The sequence below is a fragment of the Uliginosibacterium sangjuense genome, from assembly GCF_059132465.1.
In genome coordinates, this window is sequence record NZ_CP101132.1 from 1,929,092 (window position 1) to 1,943,461 (window position 14,370).

15 protein-coding genes and 2 tRNA genes are annotated in these 14,370 nt (G+C 62.4%); 11 read left to right on the forward strand and 6 right to left on the reverse strand.

Going from position 1 to position 14,370, the window contains the following annotated elements; all coding sequences use genetic code 11:
* Positions 1-4 precede the first annotated feature (4 nt).
* Genes NMB43_RS08840 through NMB43_RS08850 form a run of 3 tightly spaced genes read left to right on the forward strand, consistent with a single transcriptional unit; the run spans position 5 to position 2,824 of the window.
* Complete coding sequence (locus NMB43_RS08840; RefSeq protein ID WP_494351788.1) at positions 5-1,123, forward strand: NAD(P) transhydrogenase subunit alpha; 1,119 nt, start codon at positions 5-7, stop codon at positions 1,121-1,123.
* 28 nt (positions 1,124-1,151) lie between these two features.
* Positions 1,152-1,448: an NAD(P) transhydrogenase subunit alpha part 2 gene (locus NMB43_RS08845; RefSeq protein ID WP_494351789.1), complete on the forward strand. Its 297-nt coding sequence runs from the start codon at positions 1,152-1,154 to the stop codon at positions 1,446-1,448.
* The gene (locus NMB43_RS08850) at positions 1,445-2,824 is read left to right on the forward strand and encodes an NAD(P)(+) transhydrogenase (Re/Si-specific) subunit beta (protein ID WP_494351790.1); all 1,380 of its coding nucleotides are present in this window, start codon (positions 1,445-1,447) and stop codon (positions 2,822-2,824) included. The genes NMB43_RS08845 and NMB43_RS08850 overlap by 4 nt, the downstream gene beginning before the upstream one ends.
* A gap of 64 nt (positions 2,825-2,888) precedes the next feature.
* On the opposite strand, the gene dapB is transcribed toward NMB43_RS08850, so the two are convergent.
* A complete protein-coding gene (gene dapB / locus NMB43_RS08855) occupies positions 2,889-3,692 on the reverse strand; it encodes a 4-hydroxy-tetrahydrodipicolinate reductase (RefSeq protein ID WP_494351791.1) in 804 nt (267 codons plus the stop codon).
* Between the two features lie 46 nt (positions 3,693-3,738).
* A complete protein-coding gene (locus NMB43_RS08860) occupies positions 3,739-4,164 on the reverse strand; it encodes an outer membrane protein assembly factor BamE (protein ID WP_494351792.1) in 426 nt (141 codons plus the stop codon).
* A gap of 152 nt (positions 4,165-4,316) precedes the next feature.
* Between NMB43_RS08860 and fur the strand changes: the two genes are divergently transcribed.
* The 5 genes from fur to NMB43_RS08885 all read left to right on the forward strand — a co-directional run bounded on the left by fur (position 4,317) and on the right by NMB43_RS08885 (position 7,404).
* Complete coding sequence (gene fur, locus NMB43_RS08865) at positions 4,317-4,739, forward strand: ferric iron uptake transcriptional regulator (protein ID WP_494351793.1); 423 nt, start codon at positions 4,317-4,319, stop codon at positions 4,737-4,739.
* Positions 4,740-4,956: 217 nt separating this feature from the next.
* The gene (locus NMB43_RS08870; protein ID WP_494351794.1) at positions 4,957-5,229 is read left to right on the forward strand and encodes an HU family DNA-binding protein; all 273 of its coding nucleotides are present in this window, start codon (positions 4,957-4,959) and stop codon (positions 5,227-5,229) included.
* A gap of 46 nt (positions 5,230-5,275) precedes the next feature.
* Positions 5,276-5,351: transfer RNA gene (locus NMB43_RS08875), tRNA-Val, on the forward strand.
* Positions 5,352-5,364: 13 nt separating this feature from the next.
* A tRNA-Asp gene (locus NMB43_RS08880) sits at positions 5,365-5,441 on the forward strand.
* Positions 5,442-5,520: 79 nt separating this feature from the next.
* Positions 5,521-7,404 (forward strand): SurA N-terminal domain-containing protein, encoded by a 1,884-nt coding sequence (locus NMB43_RS08885; RefSeq protein ID WP_494351795.1) that lies wholly within the window; start codon positions 5,521-5,523, stop codon positions 7,402-7,404.
* 132 nt (positions 7,405-7,536) lie between these two features.
* Here NMB43_RS08885 and NMB43_RS08890 read toward each other — a convergent pair whose 3' ends face one another.
* Positions 7,537-8,742 (reverse strand): amino acid aminotransferase, encoded by a 1,206-nt coding sequence (locus tag NMB43_RS08890; RefSeq protein WP_494351796.1) that lies wholly within the window; start codon positions 8,740-8,742, stop codon positions 7,537-7,539.
* A 130-nt stretch (positions 8,743-8,872) separates the two neighbouring features.
* Between NMB43_RS08890 and uvrB the strand changes: the two genes are divergently transcribed.
* On the forward strand, positions 8,873-10,921 hold the full coding sequence (gene uvrB, locus NMB43_RS08895) for an excinuclease ABC subunit UvrB (protein ID WP_494351797.1): 2,049 nt from the start codon (positions 8,873-8,875) through the stop codon (positions 10,919-10,921).
* A 4-nt stretch (positions 10,922-10,925) separates the two neighbouring features.
* Positions 10,926-11,387, forward strand: coding sequence for a low molecular weight protein-tyrosine-phosphatase (locus NMB43_RS08900; RefSeq protein ID WP_494351798.1), 462 nt, complete (start codon positions 10,926-10,928; stop codon positions 11,385-11,387).
* 8 nt (positions 11,388-11,395) lie between these two features.
* Here NMB43_RS08900 and NMB43_RS08905 read toward each other — a convergent pair whose 3' ends face one another.
* Positions 11,396-12,217, reverse strand: a complete 822-nt coding sequence (locus tag NMB43_RS08905; RefSeq protein ID WP_494351799.1) for a DUF429 domain-containing protein — start codon at positions 12,215-12,217, stop codon at positions 11,396-11,398.
* Positions 12,214-13,116 carry a histone deacetylase family protein gene (locus tag NMB43_RS08910; RefSeq protein WP_494351800.1) on the reverse strand — a complete coding sequence of 301 codons (903 nt, stop codon included), beginning with the start codon at positions 13,114-13,116 and terminating at the stop codon, positions 12,214-12,216. Before NMB43_RS08910 ends, NMB43_RS08905 begins: the two co-directional genes overlap by 4 nt.
* A 300-nt stretch (positions 13,117-13,416) precedes the next feature.
* Between NMB43_RS08910 and NMB43_RS08915 the strand changes: the two genes are divergently transcribed.
* Positions 13,417-13,620: a cold-shock protein gene (locus NMB43_RS08915; protein WP_494351801.1), complete on the forward strand. Its 204-nt coding sequence runs from the start codon at positions 13,417-13,419 to the stop codon at positions 13,618-13,620.
* Positions 13,621-13,673: 53 nt separating this feature from the next.
* On the opposite strand, the gene NMB43_RS08920 is transcribed toward NMB43_RS08915, so the two are convergent.
* Positions 13,674-14,243 carry a TetR/AcrR family transcriptional regulator gene (locus NMB43_RS08920; RefSeq protein ID WP_494351802.1) on the reverse strand — a complete coding sequence of 190 codons (570 nt, stop codon included), beginning with the start codon at positions 14,241-14,243 and terminating at the stop codon, positions 13,674-13,676.
* Positions 14,244-14,370 lie beyond the last annotated feature (127 nt).

Consider the following 14,370-nt stretch of genomic DNA (forward strand, 5'->3'; position numbering starts at 1 on the left):
GTAGATGTCCTTGACGATTGGTGTTCTCAAAGAGGCCGATCCGGCCGAGCGCCGTGTGCCCTTGGTTCCCGACGTGGCGAAGAAGTACCGCCAGTTGGGGGCCGACATCCATATCCAGCACGGCGCCACGCTGGGCAGCTTCTATCCCGAGGCTGACTATGCTGAAACCGCGTGGTCCGCGGAAGGTGCTGCTGGCGTGCTGGACATCCTGATGTGCGTGACCCCGCCCAGTGATGCCGTGCTGCAGCAGCTCAAGCCAGGGGCCGTCCTGCTGGGCATGCTGCAACCCTATGCCAGTGTGGAACGCGTCAAGCTGCTGGCCGAACGCAAGATCACTTCCTTCGCCATGGAGCTGCTGCCGCGCATCTCGCGCGCGCAGAGCATGGACATCCTGTCCTCGCAGGCCGCCTGCGCGGGCTATCAGTGCGTGTTGATCGCCGCTTCGCTGTGCCCCAAGTTCTTCCCGATGATGACCTATGCTGCCGGCACCATTCGCCCGGCACGCGTGATGGTCATCGGTGCCGGGGTGGCCGGTCTGCAGGCCATCGCCACCGCCAAGCGCTTGGGCGCAATGGTCGAGGCGTATGACGTGCGGCCCGAAACCAAGGAGCAGATCGAATCGCTTGGCGCCAAGTTCGTCGACACGGGGGTGTCTGCGGCCGGCACCGGCGGCTATGCGCGTGAACTGACCGAGGACGAGAAACGTCAGCAGGCCGAGAAATTGGCCAAGGCGATCGCCAACGTGGACGTGTTGATCACCACCGCGGCCATCCCCGGCAAGCGTGCCCCCCAGATCGTCACCGCCGAAATGGTGGCCGGCATGAAGCAGGGCGCGGTCGTCGTCGATATGGCGGCGGAGAGCGGTGGCAACGTCGCGGGTACCGTCGCCGGCCAGAACGTGCAGGTAGGCCCGGCACTGATCGTTGGCCCCACGCACCTGCCCAGCCGCATGGCCGTGCATGCCTCCGAGATGTTTGCCAAGAATCTGTTCAATTTCATTGGCGGCATGATCAAGGACGCACAGCTCAAGCTGGATTGGGAAGACGAAGTGCTGGCCGGCGCCTGCCTGACTCATGATGGCCTCGTGAAGCACGCTGGCGTCAAGCAGGTCCTCGGCCTGTAAGGCCCGCTCACCATTCGGAGAACAAGAGATGGAAGGCTTTATCTACGTGTACATCTTCATGCTCGCGGCATTCACGGGCTATGAAGTCATTTCGCGTGTGCCGGTCATTCTGCACACGCCGCTGATGTCGGGTTCCAACTTTGTACACGGCGTGGTGCTGGTCGGCGCGATGGTTGCGCTTGGCCATGCCGAGACGCCGCTGGAGCAAGGTATCGGCTTCTTCGCCGTGCTGCTGGGCGCGGCCAACGCCGCCGGGGGTTACGTGGTGACCGAGCGCATGCTCGCGATGTTCAAGACCGACAAGAAGAAGGAGGGCGGCAAGTGAACGTCCAGTTGCTCGTCAACATTTCGTATTTCGTCGTAGCAGTCCTGTTCATCCTCGGCCTGAAGGCCATGGCCTCGCCGGTGTCGGCGCGCAAGGGCATCGTGTGGGCTGGTGTGGGCATGGTCATCGCCACGCTGGTGACCTTCGCCATCCCGGGCCTGCATAACTTTGGCCTGATGATCGCGGCCATCGTGATCGGTGGTGGTGCGGCCTGGTACCTGGGCAAGGTGGTCAAGATGACCGACATGCCGCAGATGGTCGCCATCTACAACGGCATGGGCGGTGGCGCCGCGGCAGCGATCGCAGCAGTGGAGTTTGCGCGCGGTACGGTGGCCCAGCATGGCACGGTGGCACTGATCCTGGCCGTACTGGGTTCGCTGATCGGTTCGGTGGCCTTCTCCGGCTCCTGCGTGGCCTTCGCCAAGCTGCAGGGCATCATGAAGAAGGCCTGGCGCCTGCCGGCGCAGAACGCGGTGAATGCCGTGCTGGCGCTGGTCGCGGTTGTGCTGGGCGCGTTGATCGTCATCGACGGCGGCAACAACGTGCAGTACCTGATCGCCTTCTTCGTGCTCTCCCTGATCCTGGGCGTCGTGCTGACGACTCCGATCGGAGGCGCCGACATGCCGGTGGTGATCTCGCTGCTGAATGCATTCACCGGCCTGGCCGTTGGCTTCGAGGGCTACGTGCTACAGAACCCGTCGCTGATCATTGCCGGTATCGTCGTGGGCGCTTCGGGCACGCTGCTCACCCAGCTCATGGCCAAGGCCATGAACCGCCCGATCTCCAACATCATCTTCACCCCGATCACGGGTGAGGCGCAGGCCGGCGAAGGCCCGCAGGGCACGATGAAGGAGGTGTCCGGTCTGGATGCCGCAGCCATGATGCGCTACGCGCAGAAGGTCATCATCGTGCCGGGCTATGGCATGGCGGTGGCGGGGGCTCAGCACAAGGTGTGGGAGATGGCCGAGTTGCTGGAAGAGGCCGGGGTCGAGGTCAGCTTCGCCATCCATCCGGTGGCGGGTCGTATGCCGGGTCACATGAACGTGTTGTTGGCCGAAGCAGGCGTGCCTTACGACAAGATCTTCGATTTGGAAGAGATCAACGCCGAGTTCCCGCTCGCCGACGTGGCCCTGGTCATCGGTGCCAACGACGTGGTGAACCCGGTCGCACGTACCGACAAGTCGAGCCCGATCTACGGCATGCCGATCCTCGATTGCGACAAGGCGCAGAACGTCATCGTCATCAAGCGCGGCAAGGGCGCTGGCTACTCGGGTATCGAGAACGCGCTGTTCTTCCAGGAGAACTGCAACATGCTTTACGGCAGCGCGCAGCAGGCCGTGGCGGATGTGATCTCGCACATCAAGACGATGGGTTGAGTAACGCCACCGTCAGACAAAAAGCCCGGCATCAGCCGGGCTTTTTTGTTGGGCTACTTAGCGATCATCTCAGTCCCAGCACGTCCTGCATGTCGAACAGACCATTCTGCTTTTCCCTCAGGAACAGAGCGGCACGCAGAGCGCCTGTCGCATAGGGCATACGGCTGCTGGCCTTGTGCGTGATCTCCACGCGCTCGCCCATGGCGGCGAAAGTGACGGTGTGGTCGCCCACGATGTCACCGGCACGTACCGTGGCGAAGCCGATGGTCTCGGGCTTGCGCTCACCCGTCACGCCTTCGCGACCGTAGACCGCGCAACTGTCCAGATCGCGCCCCAATGCCGTCGCGACGACTTCGCCCATGCGCAGCGCCGTGCCGGAGGGCGCGTCCACCTTGAAGCGATGGTGCGCTTCATACACTTCGACGTCGTAGCCGCTCGACAGAATGCGTGCTGCGATATCCAGTAACTTGAAAACGGTGTTTACACCGACGGCGAAGTTCGCTGCGAACACGACAGGAATATCTTGTGCTGCCTCGGCGATCCGTGCTTTCTCTTCCGTCTTGAAGCCTGTGGTGCCGATCACCATGCTCTTGCCTGCACGACGCGCCGCGGCCAGATGGAGCAGGGTGCCTTCGGGGCGGGTGAAGTCGATCAGGCAGTCCGCCACGGCAAAGGCCGCATCGATGTCGCTGCTGATGGCCACTCCTGTTTCCACTCCGGCGAAATCTCCGGCATCGCGCCCGATCCAGTGGCTCTCTGGGCGTTCGAGTGCCGCAACCAGTTTGGCCTCCGGCTGTTGCAGCACGGCTTCGATCAGCATGCGGCCCATGCGGCCGGAGCTACCTGCGATGGCGACTTTCAAGCTCATGTGTATTCCAGGAAAAAGGCAGGGACAGCGAATGCCCGAGGCGGGACTACTTCTTCTTGGTGCCGGGATTGGTAATCTCGACGACACGCGGGGTGCCTGCCGACTCGGCTGCGACCGAGGTGGAGGGGGCTGCAGTCACATCGCCTTCGACCCGCATTAGCTTGCCCTGGTCGAAGAGAAGGGTGATGCGCCGGTCCTCAGGGGTTCCGCGCCCCGGAGTGAAGCGGTAGATATAGTCCCAGCGTCCGGTGTGGAAGGGGTCGATGAGGATCGGCGAGCCCATGATGAAACGGACCTGTTCTTCGGTCATTCCGGGGCTCAACTGCGCCAGCATGGCTTGGGTGACGTAGTTGCCCTGGCGGACATCAATCCGATACGTCCGTTCGAGGAGCGGGCCACAGGCGCCCAGCAGCAGGGCGAGTGTCGCGCCGAGGAAGAGGCTGCGAAGGGGCTTGGAATGAATATGCAACATCAGGATGTGGCCACCGGTATAACGTGGTCTGGTCAGAAAACGTGGCCGGATCAGGTCCGGCGAACGGTGCCCGGCCAGGCAGGCCGAATGGCACGAGAGCGCGGCAAACTATATCATAGTGCCCCCACCCTGCTGACCAGAACGGAGAAGACATGGCTACCCCGCAAAGCCTGAAAAACATGGGGCTCAAGGCCACCTTGCCGCGCCTCAAGGTGCTTGATCTATTTCAGCGTGCAGAGGAACGGCACCTGACGGCAGAGGACGTCTACCGGATGCTCCTGGCGGAGAACATGGATGTCGGTCTGGCCACCATTTACCGGGTGCTGACGCAGTTCGAGCAGGCTGGTCTGTTGCAACGCCATCACTTCGAGACCGGCAAGGCCGTATTCGAACTCAATGAGGGTCGCCATCACGACCATATCGTGTGTGTGGAATGCGGCAAGGTGGAAGAGTTCTACGATGCCGGGATCGAGGCCCGTCAGCATGAGATCGCACGCGAGCGCGGTTTCACCCTAAAGGATCACGCCATGCACCTGTACGCAGAGTGCGATGACTGCGCCAACAAGAAGAAGTAGTGCACGCACCGGCCTTGTTTCACGACGCCAGTCCGGGCGTATGCATCCGGGTTGGGAGGGGGCATCCCGGACGGGGGCGATTCGCTGCAAAGCGGCTTGACACAAGGATTTTTGGCTTGTTATAAGGTCCGCCGCAGGCTTTCAGTTGCTACGTGGCGTCATGCCTGTCGTCGCGTATGGTTCGTTCCACGCTGGATATACACCGAGGGGGTATGACGTGAACAAGTCTGAACTGATTGAAGTGATCGCCAAGCAATCCGAGATTTCCAAGGCGGCAGCCGGCCGGGCGCTGGATGCCGCAATCGCGGCCATCAAGCAATCCCTGAAGAAGGGCAATGACGTGACCCTGGTCGGGTTTGGCACCTTTTCGGTTGGCAAGCGCGCAGCCCGCTCTGGCCGCAATCCCCGGACGGGAGCCACGATCAAGATCAAGGCGGCCAAGGTGCCTAAGTTCCGTCCTGGCAAAGCGCTCAAAGATGCTGTAAACTGATGCGCTTTCTTTCCGGCCGCGAGCGCCTTGTGGCGGGCTGGAAAGCGGGCGCTTAGCTCAGTTGGTAGAGCGCCTCCCTTACAAGGAGGATGTCGGCGGTTCGAGCCCGTCAGCGCCCACCAAGTGCATTGACGCGGAGTGGTAGTTCAGTCGGTTAGAATACCGGCCTGTCACGCCGGGGGTCGCGGGTTCGAGTCCCGTCCACTCCGCCAGCAAGAAGTAGAAGAAGGCGAACGAGAGTTCGCCTTTTTCGTATCTGTGATCGATTCATTCATCCAAAACGGATTCGCCATGTTTGATGCAGTGCGCAACAACCGCAAGATCGTCCAGGTATTCCTCGTGCTCATCACGATTCCGTTCGCCCTGTGGGGCGTCGAGTCCTATATCCGCAGTGGTGGCGGTGACGATACCGTGGCGACCATCGGCTCGATCAAGATCAGTGAAGCGGAACTGACCGAAAACGTACGCAATCGCCGTGAAGCGATGCGTACCCAGATGGGTGAGTCCTTCGATCAGGCCGCCACCGAGACGCCGGAATTCCGCGCCGCCGTGCTGGATTCCCTGATCGTGCGCCGTGCCCTGCTCAAGCGTGTGGTGGACGCCCGACTGGATGTGTCGAAGGAGCAGGCTCAGCACTACATCCAGACCAACTTCCCGGAGTTTCAAGAGAACGGCAAGTTCTCGATGACGGCCTACCAGAACATCCTGCGTTCCAACGGCAAGAGCGAGCTGGAGTTCGAGCGGGATGTTCAACAGGATCTGGCCTTGCGCTCTCTCATCACCCCGGTGGTGAAGTCCGCGGTGGCGCCGACTCCGGTGCTGGAGCACTGGATTCGTCTGCAGGACGAGGAACGGGTGGTCGCCGAAGTCACTGTGGCGGCCAAGGATTTTGAGGCGAAGGTGAAGCTGGAGCCGTCTGCACTGAAGGACTACTACGAGGCGAACAAGAGTCGCTTCGAAACCCCGGAGCAATTCAAGCTGGAATATGCCGAACTGAAGACCGAGGCTCTGACCAAGACGGTCGAGGTCAGCGATGCAGAGGCCCGCAAGTGGTACGACGAGCACCTTGACCGCTACAAGGAGCCGGAGGAGCGTCGTGCCAGCCACATCCTGATCGAATCGGGCAGCGATGATGCCGCGGCCAAGGCGAAGGCCGAAGCGCTGCTGGCCAAGCTGAAGGCGGACCCGGCCAGTTTCGCCAAACTGGCCAAGGCTGAGTCGGCCGACAAGGTGTCGGCCGAGCAGGGTGGTGACCTGGGTTTCTTCGGCCGTGGCGCAATGGTCAAGCCTTTCGAGGATGCAGTCTTTGGGCTGAAGGCGAACGACATCAGCAATGTCGTGAAGACCGATTTCGGTTACCACATCATTCGCCTGACCGATATCCGCGGTGGAAAGGCCAAGGCTTTCGAGGCGGCCAAGTCAGACATCGTCGAGGAGTTGCGCAAGAGCGCGGCAGCGAAGAAGTTCGCCGAAGCCGCTGAGCAATTCACCAACACCGTGTACGAACAATCCGACAGCTTCAAACCGGTGGGCGAGAAGCTGCCGGTCACCATCGTGTCGACCGACTGGATTGCCGGCGGGGTCAAGTTGCCTGGCGTGCTGGGCAATGACAAGGTCCGTGCGGCCTACCAGAGTTCGGATGCACTCAAGAATCGTCGCAACAGCGAGGCCATCGACGTTGGTGGTGGCAATCTGGTGTCGGTGCGCGTGCTGGATCACAAGCCTGCTGCGCAAAAGCCTTTCGAGGAAGTGCAGGCTCAGATCGAGAAGGAACTGTTGGCTAAGGAGGCACAGAAGCTTGCCAAGGCGGATGGCGAGGCCAAGCTGGCCAAGCTGGCCGCAGGAGAGGCGGTGACGCTGAACTGGTCGGCGGCCAAGACGCTCAAGCGTGGTGCTCCTGGCTTGATGCCCGAGGCGCAGAAGGTGGTGTTCGGCGCCAAGACTGACAAACTGCCGGCCTACCTTGGCGCTGACAGCGCTCAGGGATACACGCTGTACCGCCTGGAAAAGGCCACGCAACCGACGATCGCGGCGCAGGATCCGCGCGTGGAGGCGCTGCGCAATTCTTACGCTCAGACCATGGCGGATGCGGATGTGCGGGCCTATATCCGCGGCCTGCGTGACCGTGCTGGCGTCAAGGTGATGACGAGCAACCAGGCCGCAGAGAGCAAGTAAAGCGCGCGTCGATGAAGCGCCTTCATTCGCCGGTATAAGCACCGAGGTGAGTGAGCGCAGACTTCGGGGCTGCACTGTCAAACAAAAAAGCCGCTCAATTGAGCGGCTTTTTTGTTTTGCCCTGTGCTGGGCTTACTTCAGCACGGCGGCAATTGCATCGGCCACGTAGTCGATGTTCTTGCTGTTCAGCGCGGCGATGCACACGCGGCCGGTCGACACGGCATACACGCCGAATTCGGTCTTCATGCGCTCCACCTGTTCGGCACTGAGGCCGGTGTAGGAGAACATGCCGCGCTGCTTCAGCACGAAGCTGAAATCCTGACTCACGCCGCGTGCGGCCAGCTTCTCGACCAGGCCCTTGCGCATCTCGCGGATGCGCAGGCGCATGCCGGCTAGCTCCTCTTCCCATTGCTTGCGCAGTTCCGGCGAGGCCAGCACGGCAGCCACGATGGCGCCGCCATGGGTCGGCGGGTTGGAGTAGTTGGTGCGCACGACGCGCTTCACCTGCGACAGCACGCGCGAGGCTTCGTCCTTGCTGGCGGCCACGATGGTCAGCGCGCCGACACGCTCGCCGTACAGCGAGAAAGACTTGGAGAACGAGCTGGAGACCAGGAACTGCAGGCCGGAGGCGGCGAACAGGTCCAGCGCCACGGCGTCTTCCTTGATGCCATCGGCGAAGCCTTGGTAGGCCATGTCCATGAAGGCGACCAGGTTGCGTTCCTTGACGGCCGTGACCACTTGTTCCCACTGGGCAGCCGTCAGGTCGGCACCGGTCGGGTTGTGGCAGCAGGCGTGCAGCACGACGATACTCTGCGCCGGCATCTTGCGCAGGTCGGCCAGCATGCCTTCGAAGTTCACACCGCGGGTGCTGGCATCGTAGTAGGCGTAGTTGTTGACCGGGAAGCCGGCGGCTTCGAACAGCGCGCGGTGGTTTTCCCAGCTCGGATCCGAGATGTAGACGGTGGCGTTGGGCAGCAGGCGCTTCAGATAGTCAGCGCCGACCTTCAGCGCGCCGGTGCCGCCCAGGGCTTCAACGGTCAGGGTCTGGCCATTGGCGAGCAGCGGCGAATCGTTGCCGAACAGCAGGGCCGCGACGGCGTTGTTGTAGGCGGCTGCGCCTTCGATGGGTTGGTAACCGCGGGCCGGGGCCGCTTCCAGGCGGGCCTTCTCGGCGGCCTTGACGGCACCCAGCAGCGGAATCTTGCCTTCGTCGGTGAAGTACACGCCCACGCCCAGGTTCACCTTGGTGCTGCGGGGGTCGGCGTTGAACGCTTCATTCAGGCCCAGGATGGGGTCGCGCGGGGCCATCTCGACGGCGGCAAAAATCGAAGAACTCATGAATACTCCAATGGTCTGTTGGGGGCCCCGAACTGGTTTCGCATCGAGGCGGGAAATCCGGAATAATCAACGGTTCGGCGCGTGAGAAGTTGACCCTGCGCTCAAACCTCTGAAAGCCCAACATTTTATCATGCCAGATCAAGCCGGCCGGCCCACAGTTGTGAGCTTCGATGGCAGCCCTTTCAGGCTGCATCAGCCCTTTCCGCCGGCTGGCGATCAGCCGACCGCGATCGCCCAGCTCACCGAGGGCTTGGCAGACGGGCTCATGTTCCAGACCCTGCTGGGGGTGACGGGCTCGGGCAAGACCTACACCATGGCCAACGTCATCGCGCGCAGCGGCCGGCCCGCGCTGGTACTGGCGCCGAACAAGACACTGGCGGCACAGCTCTATGCCGAGTTCCGCGAGTTCTTCCCGGAGAACGCGGTCGAGTACTTCGTCTCGTACTACGACTACTACCAGCCCGAAGCCTACGTACCCTCGCGCGACCTGTTCATCGAGAAGGACAGCTCGATCAACGAGCACATCGAGCAGATGCGCCTGTCGGCTACCAAAAGCCTGTTGGAGCGCCGCGATGTGGTGATTGTGGCGACCGTGTCCTGCATCTACGGGATCGGCGATCCGGTCGACTATCACAGCATGATCCTGCACCTGCGGGAGGGCGAGAAGATGGCCCACCGCGACATCCTGCAGCGCCTGGTGGGCATGCAGTACGAGCGCGGCGACATCGATTTCTCGCGCGGCAAGTTCCGCGTGCGCGGCGACATCATCGACATCTTCCCGGCCGAGAATGCCGAACTGGCGGTACGTATCGAGCTGTTCGACGACGAGATCGAGCACATCACGCTGTTCGATCCGCTGACCGGCCACCTCAAGCAGAAGCTGGGGCGCTTCACGGTGTTCCCTTCCAGCCACTACGTGACCCCGCGCGAGACGGTGCTGCGGGCGATCGAAAACATCAAGGAGGAACTGCGCCAGCGCATTGAGTTCTTCCAGCGTGGCGGCAAGCTTGTCGAGGCGCAGCGCATCGAGCAGCGCACCCGTTTCGACCTGGAAATGCTCAGCGAGCTGGGCTTCTGCAAGGGCATCGAGAACTACTCGCGCCACCTCTCGGGCCGCATGCCGGGCGATCCGCCACCGACGCTGATCGACTACCTGCCGTCCGACTCCTTGCTGTTTGTCGATGAGTCTCACGTCGCGATTCCGCAAGTGGGCGGCATGTTCAAGGGTGATCAGGCGCGCAAGCTAAACCTGGTTGAGTACGGCTTCCGCCTGCCTTCGGCCGCCGACAACCGGCCGCTCAAGTTCGACGAGTTCGAGAAGTTGATGCCGCAGACCATCTTCGTGTCGGCCACGCCGGCTGATTACGAAGAGAAGAACCAGGGGCAGGTGGTCGAGCAGGTGGTGCGCCCAACCGGCCTCGTGGATCCGATTGTCGAGGTGCGACCGGCGACAACACAGGTCGACGATGTGCTGATGGAGATCCGCAAGCGGGTGGCGGTCGAAGAGCGCGTGCTGATCACCGTGCTGACCAAGCGCATGGCGGAGGACCTGACGGATTACCTGGCGGAGAACGGCGTGCGCGTGCGCTACCTGCACAGCGATATCGACACTGTGGAGCGTGTGGAGATCATCCGCGACCTGCGCCTGGGCGAGTTTGACGTTCTGATTGGTATCAACCTGTTGCGCGAGGGGCTGGATATCCCAGAGGTCTCACTGGTGGCGATCCTGGATGCGGACAAGGAAGGCTTCCTGCGCTCGGTGCGTTCGCTGATCCAGACCATCGGCCGCGCGGCGCGCCACCTCAACGGCACCGCCATCCTGTATGCGGATAGGATGACGGACTCGATGCGCGCCGCCATCGGCGAGACCGAGCGTCGCCGCAACCGGCAGATCGCCTTCAATGAAGCGAACGGCATCGTGCCTAAATCGGTCAACAAGCGCATCAAGGACATCATCGACGGCGTGTACCAGGCGGATGACGAGAAGTCGGCCGGCTACGTGGCTGAGCCGCGCGCTGACTACGCCGCCATGGACGAGAAGGCCCTGGCCAAGGCGATCAAACAACTCGAAAAAGAGATGCAGGAGCACGCCAAGAACCTGGAGTTCGAAAAGGCCGCCGCGGCACGCGATGAACTCTTCAAGCTACGTCAGCGCGCCTTCGGCGCCGATCACCACTGAGCACATGAAACGCATCCTGTTCGTCTGTACTGGCAACATCTGCCGTTCCCCCACCGCCGATGGCATTGCCCGCCACTGGGCCGAGCGCCTGGGCGTGCAGGGCGAGGTCGAGTTCGACTCTGCTGGCACACATGCCTATCACAACGGCGAAGCGCCGGACCCGCGTGCGCAGCGCGCGGCACGTGGGCGCGGCTATGACCTGTCCCGCCTGCGGGCGCGTCCGGTGGTGCCACAGGATTTCGAGCGCTTCGACCTCATCCTGGCCATGGATCGTGGCCATCTGGTGTGGTTGCGCCGTGAGTGTCCGGCCGAGCATCGTCACAAGCTGGCCATGTTCACGGCCTGGTCCGAGCGTTTTCGCGATGCCGATGTGCCCGACCCGTACTACGGCGGAGACGATGGCTTCGACGAGGTGCTCGACATGTGCGAGGACGCTGTGCACGGCCTCCTCGACGATCATCGCTGAGCGAATGCTCAGGCGCTGACGATCCAGCCTTCCACGGGATCGAAATCGTGTGGCAGGCCATAGTTCGTACTGCGGCGCTGCCACGCCCAGCCAGCCTGCGCCAAGGCCAGGATCGCATCCAGGGCGTCGCCACGGGCGTCATCCAGGGCCTGAGCGCGCAGCGAACGATCCAGCTCCAACGCGAATCCCAGCGGATTGTCTGCGCTGCCCAGCTTGTCCAGCATGTCCGCCCGGGCGTCATAGCGTGCCGTGCTTTGCTTGCGCGGGTCGTCGCTCTTGTAGGACGCAGCTCCCAGACGTCGCGCCAGCAGGCCCGGATAGGCCTCCAGCGCGATGCGTGTGGGCTCACCGGCCTGCATGCCCCCGGGGATGTGCACGCCGGCCTGGGCAAGGCGTGGTGCACCGGCCAGGAACATCAGGCCGACCGGTGGATTGACCAGTTTCATGGGGCTGTGCGAGCGCGCCGGCAGGTCTGTAGCGCGATGCAGGTAGCGCTCGCCATAGGGGCGTGACTCGCGGACCGCATCCAGCGCTGCGCAGAAGCCTGCCTTGCCGAGTGCCGCGCAATGCGCGGTCAGCGCCGGCCAGGTGCGAGGCCAGTCGAGTTGTTCCACAAGTTGCGCCGGCAGGCCGAGTGGCAGGTCCAGCGCCATGAGCCATGGGCCGGGGCGCAGCAGCAGGGCGTCGAAAGCAGCCCAGTCGCCTATGGTTTCCAGGGCCAAGACCTGCAGGCGCACTCCGACGAAGCGGCCATGCGCCACCGTGATCGGTTTGGCGCGGCGTGGCGCCGAGGTGAAGTCCACGCCCAGCAGCAGGTGGTCCGCGCTCATGCCGCGAAGATTGAGTGGGCGGTGAGCACGGTGGTCGCATGGATGGCGACCGTGTCGTCGATGTTGTTGGCATAGCCCCCCGCCATTGCCACGGCCACCGGCACGCCTGCTGAATGACAGCGCGTCAGCACGTATCGGTCGCGTGCCTGCAGGCCGGCCTTGCTGAGGGCGAGCCGCCCCAGGCGGTCGTCCTCGTACGGGTCGGCGCCGGCGAGGTAGATCACCAGTTGCGGACGGGCCTGAGAAAATACGATGTCGAGCGCGTCTTGCAGTGCTTGAAGATATTCCGCATCACCCGTGCCGTCGGGCAATTCGATGTCGAGATCGCTGCATTGTTTGCGGAACGGAAAATTCTTGGCGCCATGCATGCTGAAGGTGAATACGCTCGGGTCACTGGCGAAGATGGTGGCCGTGCCGTCGCCCTGGTGCACATCGCAATCGACAATGGCGACGCGCTGCAGGCCTTCCTCTTGTTGCATCGCACGCGCGGCAATGGCGGCATCGTTGAATACGCAGAAGCCGCTGCCGAAATCGAAATGTGCATGATGCGTGCCCCCCGCGAGATTGACCGCGCAGCCTTCGCGCAATGCGCTGCGGGCAGCTTCGATCGTGGCGCCGGAGGAGCGACGCGAGCGCTCGATCATTTTTTCTGACCAGGGGAAACCGATGCGGCGGATCTCCTCGTGGTCGAGGTGGCCTGTCGCCGCACGAGCCAGGTAGTCGGCACAGTGGGCGCGGCGGATCTGCTTGTCGCTGGCTGCCGGGGGTTCCTGAAAGTCGTCCGGCGCGAATTGTCCAGAATTCAACAGCAAGCCGCGCAAGTCGGCATATTTGCGCATTGGGAAGCGATGTCCTTCAGGCAAGGGCAGTACGAAGTGGTCGGCGTAATAGAGTTTCATTCAAAGATTTAAATATGCTATCGGCCTAATGCTGGAATTCGAATTGCATGCGGGTAAACGTTGATGCCAAAACCCGTAAAAACCCACTGGTCATGGCTTGCGCGCACCTTATGTTTGAAATATTGTCGCCAACAGCAGGCGCTTGGGTTGTGTGTTGCATTACTCCTTGACGCCGCTCCACGAGAGCGGACTGCCATTCAGTATCTGCACCGTCGCATTTTCATGCATTCTCATCCGCGTGCCAGAGCGGTCGGGGCATCCGGCCGAAATCCAAGAATTTCGCAAGGTAAGGAATGCTGTATGGCAACTGGTATCGTCAAGTGGTTCAACGACTCCAAGGGTTACGGTTTCATTACGCCCGACCAGGGTGGTGAAGATCTGTTCGCCCATTTCTCGGAGATTCAGGGTTCCGGCTTCCGCACGTTGAAGGAAGGCCAGAAGGTCGAATTCGAACTCAAGCAGGGGCCCAAGGGGCGACAGGCGTCGACGATCAAGCCGCTCTGACGGAGCGTCGCCAAGATCAGGAAGCAGGGCTGCGGCCCTGCTTTTTTATTGCCTCAGGCCAGCCGGGTGATCAGCTCGCTGATGCGTGCGTGCAGTGAGGATATGTCTTCCGGATTGCTGCGGAAAAACATCAGGCTCATGCCAAATGCGTGGGTGTAGAGAAGCAGGGCGCGGGCTCGCGCCTCGGTCGCCGAGAATCCAGCGCGCTCGAACAGGCGTGTCGCTTCGGCCAGGCGGGCCTGGTCCACCGATTCGACGGCTGCAGCGGCGCGGGCGTCGCGGCGGGCCCAGTCGCGGATTGCCAGTTCGATAGCAATGCCTTTCTGGTTTGGCTCCAGGCTGTGCAGGTTCATCACATGGCGGATCTGTGCCTGGGCATCGTGGCCGGCTTGCTCCGCGAGGCGTGTGGCTTCGCGGGTACGCCCGGTCTGCCAGGTTTCGAGAACGGCTTCCAGAAGGGCCGGGCGGTCCTTGAAGTGCCAGTAGAAACTGCCCTTGGTGACGCCCAGGCGTTTGGCCAGGGTTTCGACGCGAATCCCTTCCAGTCCGGATTCGCCCAGGCAGTCGGTGGCCTGGCGTATCCAGGCCTGGCGATCAAGAGCAGGGCGTGTGTTGGGTTCCATACGTGGGAGTATTGCCACATTCGCCTTGCTTACGCCAGCACCAGGTGCCCGACATGTGGCGTGAGATGTGAGCTGTTGCGCAGCGTACTGACCATGGATGCGATACTTGCCTCGCCGGGTGGGTGCC

What these genes read in the sequence shown, in the direction of transcription:
- NMB43_RS08890 (WP_494351796.1), bottom strand. Translation starts at nt 8,742, where the DNA reads ATGAGTTCTTCGATTTTTGCCGCCGTCGAGATGGCCCCGCGCGACCCC.
- dapB (WP_494351791.1), bottom strand. Translation starts at nt 3,692, where the DNA reads ATGAGCTTGAAAGTCGCCATCGCAGGTAGCTCCGGCCGCATGGGCCGC.
- fur (WP_494351793.1), top strand. Translation starts at nt 4,317, where the DNA reads ATGGCTACCCCGCAAAGCCTGAAAAACATGGGGCTCAAGGCCACCTTG.
- NMB43_RS08860 (WP_494351792.1), bottom strand. Translation starts at nt 4,164, where the DNA reads ATGTTGCATATTCATTCCAAGCCCCTTCGCAGCCTCTTCCTCGGCGCG.
- NMB43_RS08915 (WP_494351801.1), top strand. Translation starts at nt 13,417, where the DNA reads ATGGCAACTGGTATCGTCAAGTGGTTCAACGACTCCAAGGGTTACGGT.
- NMB43_RS08840 (WP_494351788.1), top strand. Translation starts at nt 5, where the DNA reads ATGTCCTTGACGATTGGTGTTCTCAAAGAGGCCGATCCGGCCGAGCGC.
- NMB43_RS08900 (WP_494351798.1), top strand. Translation starts at nt 10,926, where the DNA reads ATGAAACGCATCCTGTTCGTCTGTACTGGCAACATCTGCCGTTCCCCC.
- NMB43_RS08905 (WP_494351799.1), bottom strand. Translation starts at nt 12,217, where the DNA reads ATGAGCGCGGACCACCTGCTGCTGGGCGTGGACTTCACCTCGGCGCCA.
- NMB43_RS08885 (WP_494351795.1), top strand. Translation starts at nt 5,521, where the DNA reads ATGTTTGATGCAGTGCGCAACAACCGCAAGATCGTCCAGGTATTCCTC.
- NMB43_RS08910 (WP_494351800.1), bottom strand. Translation starts at nt 13,116, where the DNA reads ATGAAACTCTATTACGCCGACCACTTCGTACTGCCCTTGCCTGAAGGA.
- NMB43_RS08920 (WP_494351802.1), bottom strand. Translation starts at nt 14,243, where the DNA reads ATGGAACCCAACACACGCCCTGCTCTTGATCGCCAGGCCTGGATACGC.
- uvrB (WP_494351797.1), top strand. Translation starts at nt 8,873, where the DNA reads ATGCCAGATCAAGCCGGCCGGCCCACAGTTGTGAGCTTCGATGGCAGC.
- NMB43_RS08845 (WP_494351789.1), top strand. Translation starts at nt 1,152, where the DNA reads ATGGAAGGCTTTATCTACGTGTACATCTTCATGCTCGCGGCATTCACG.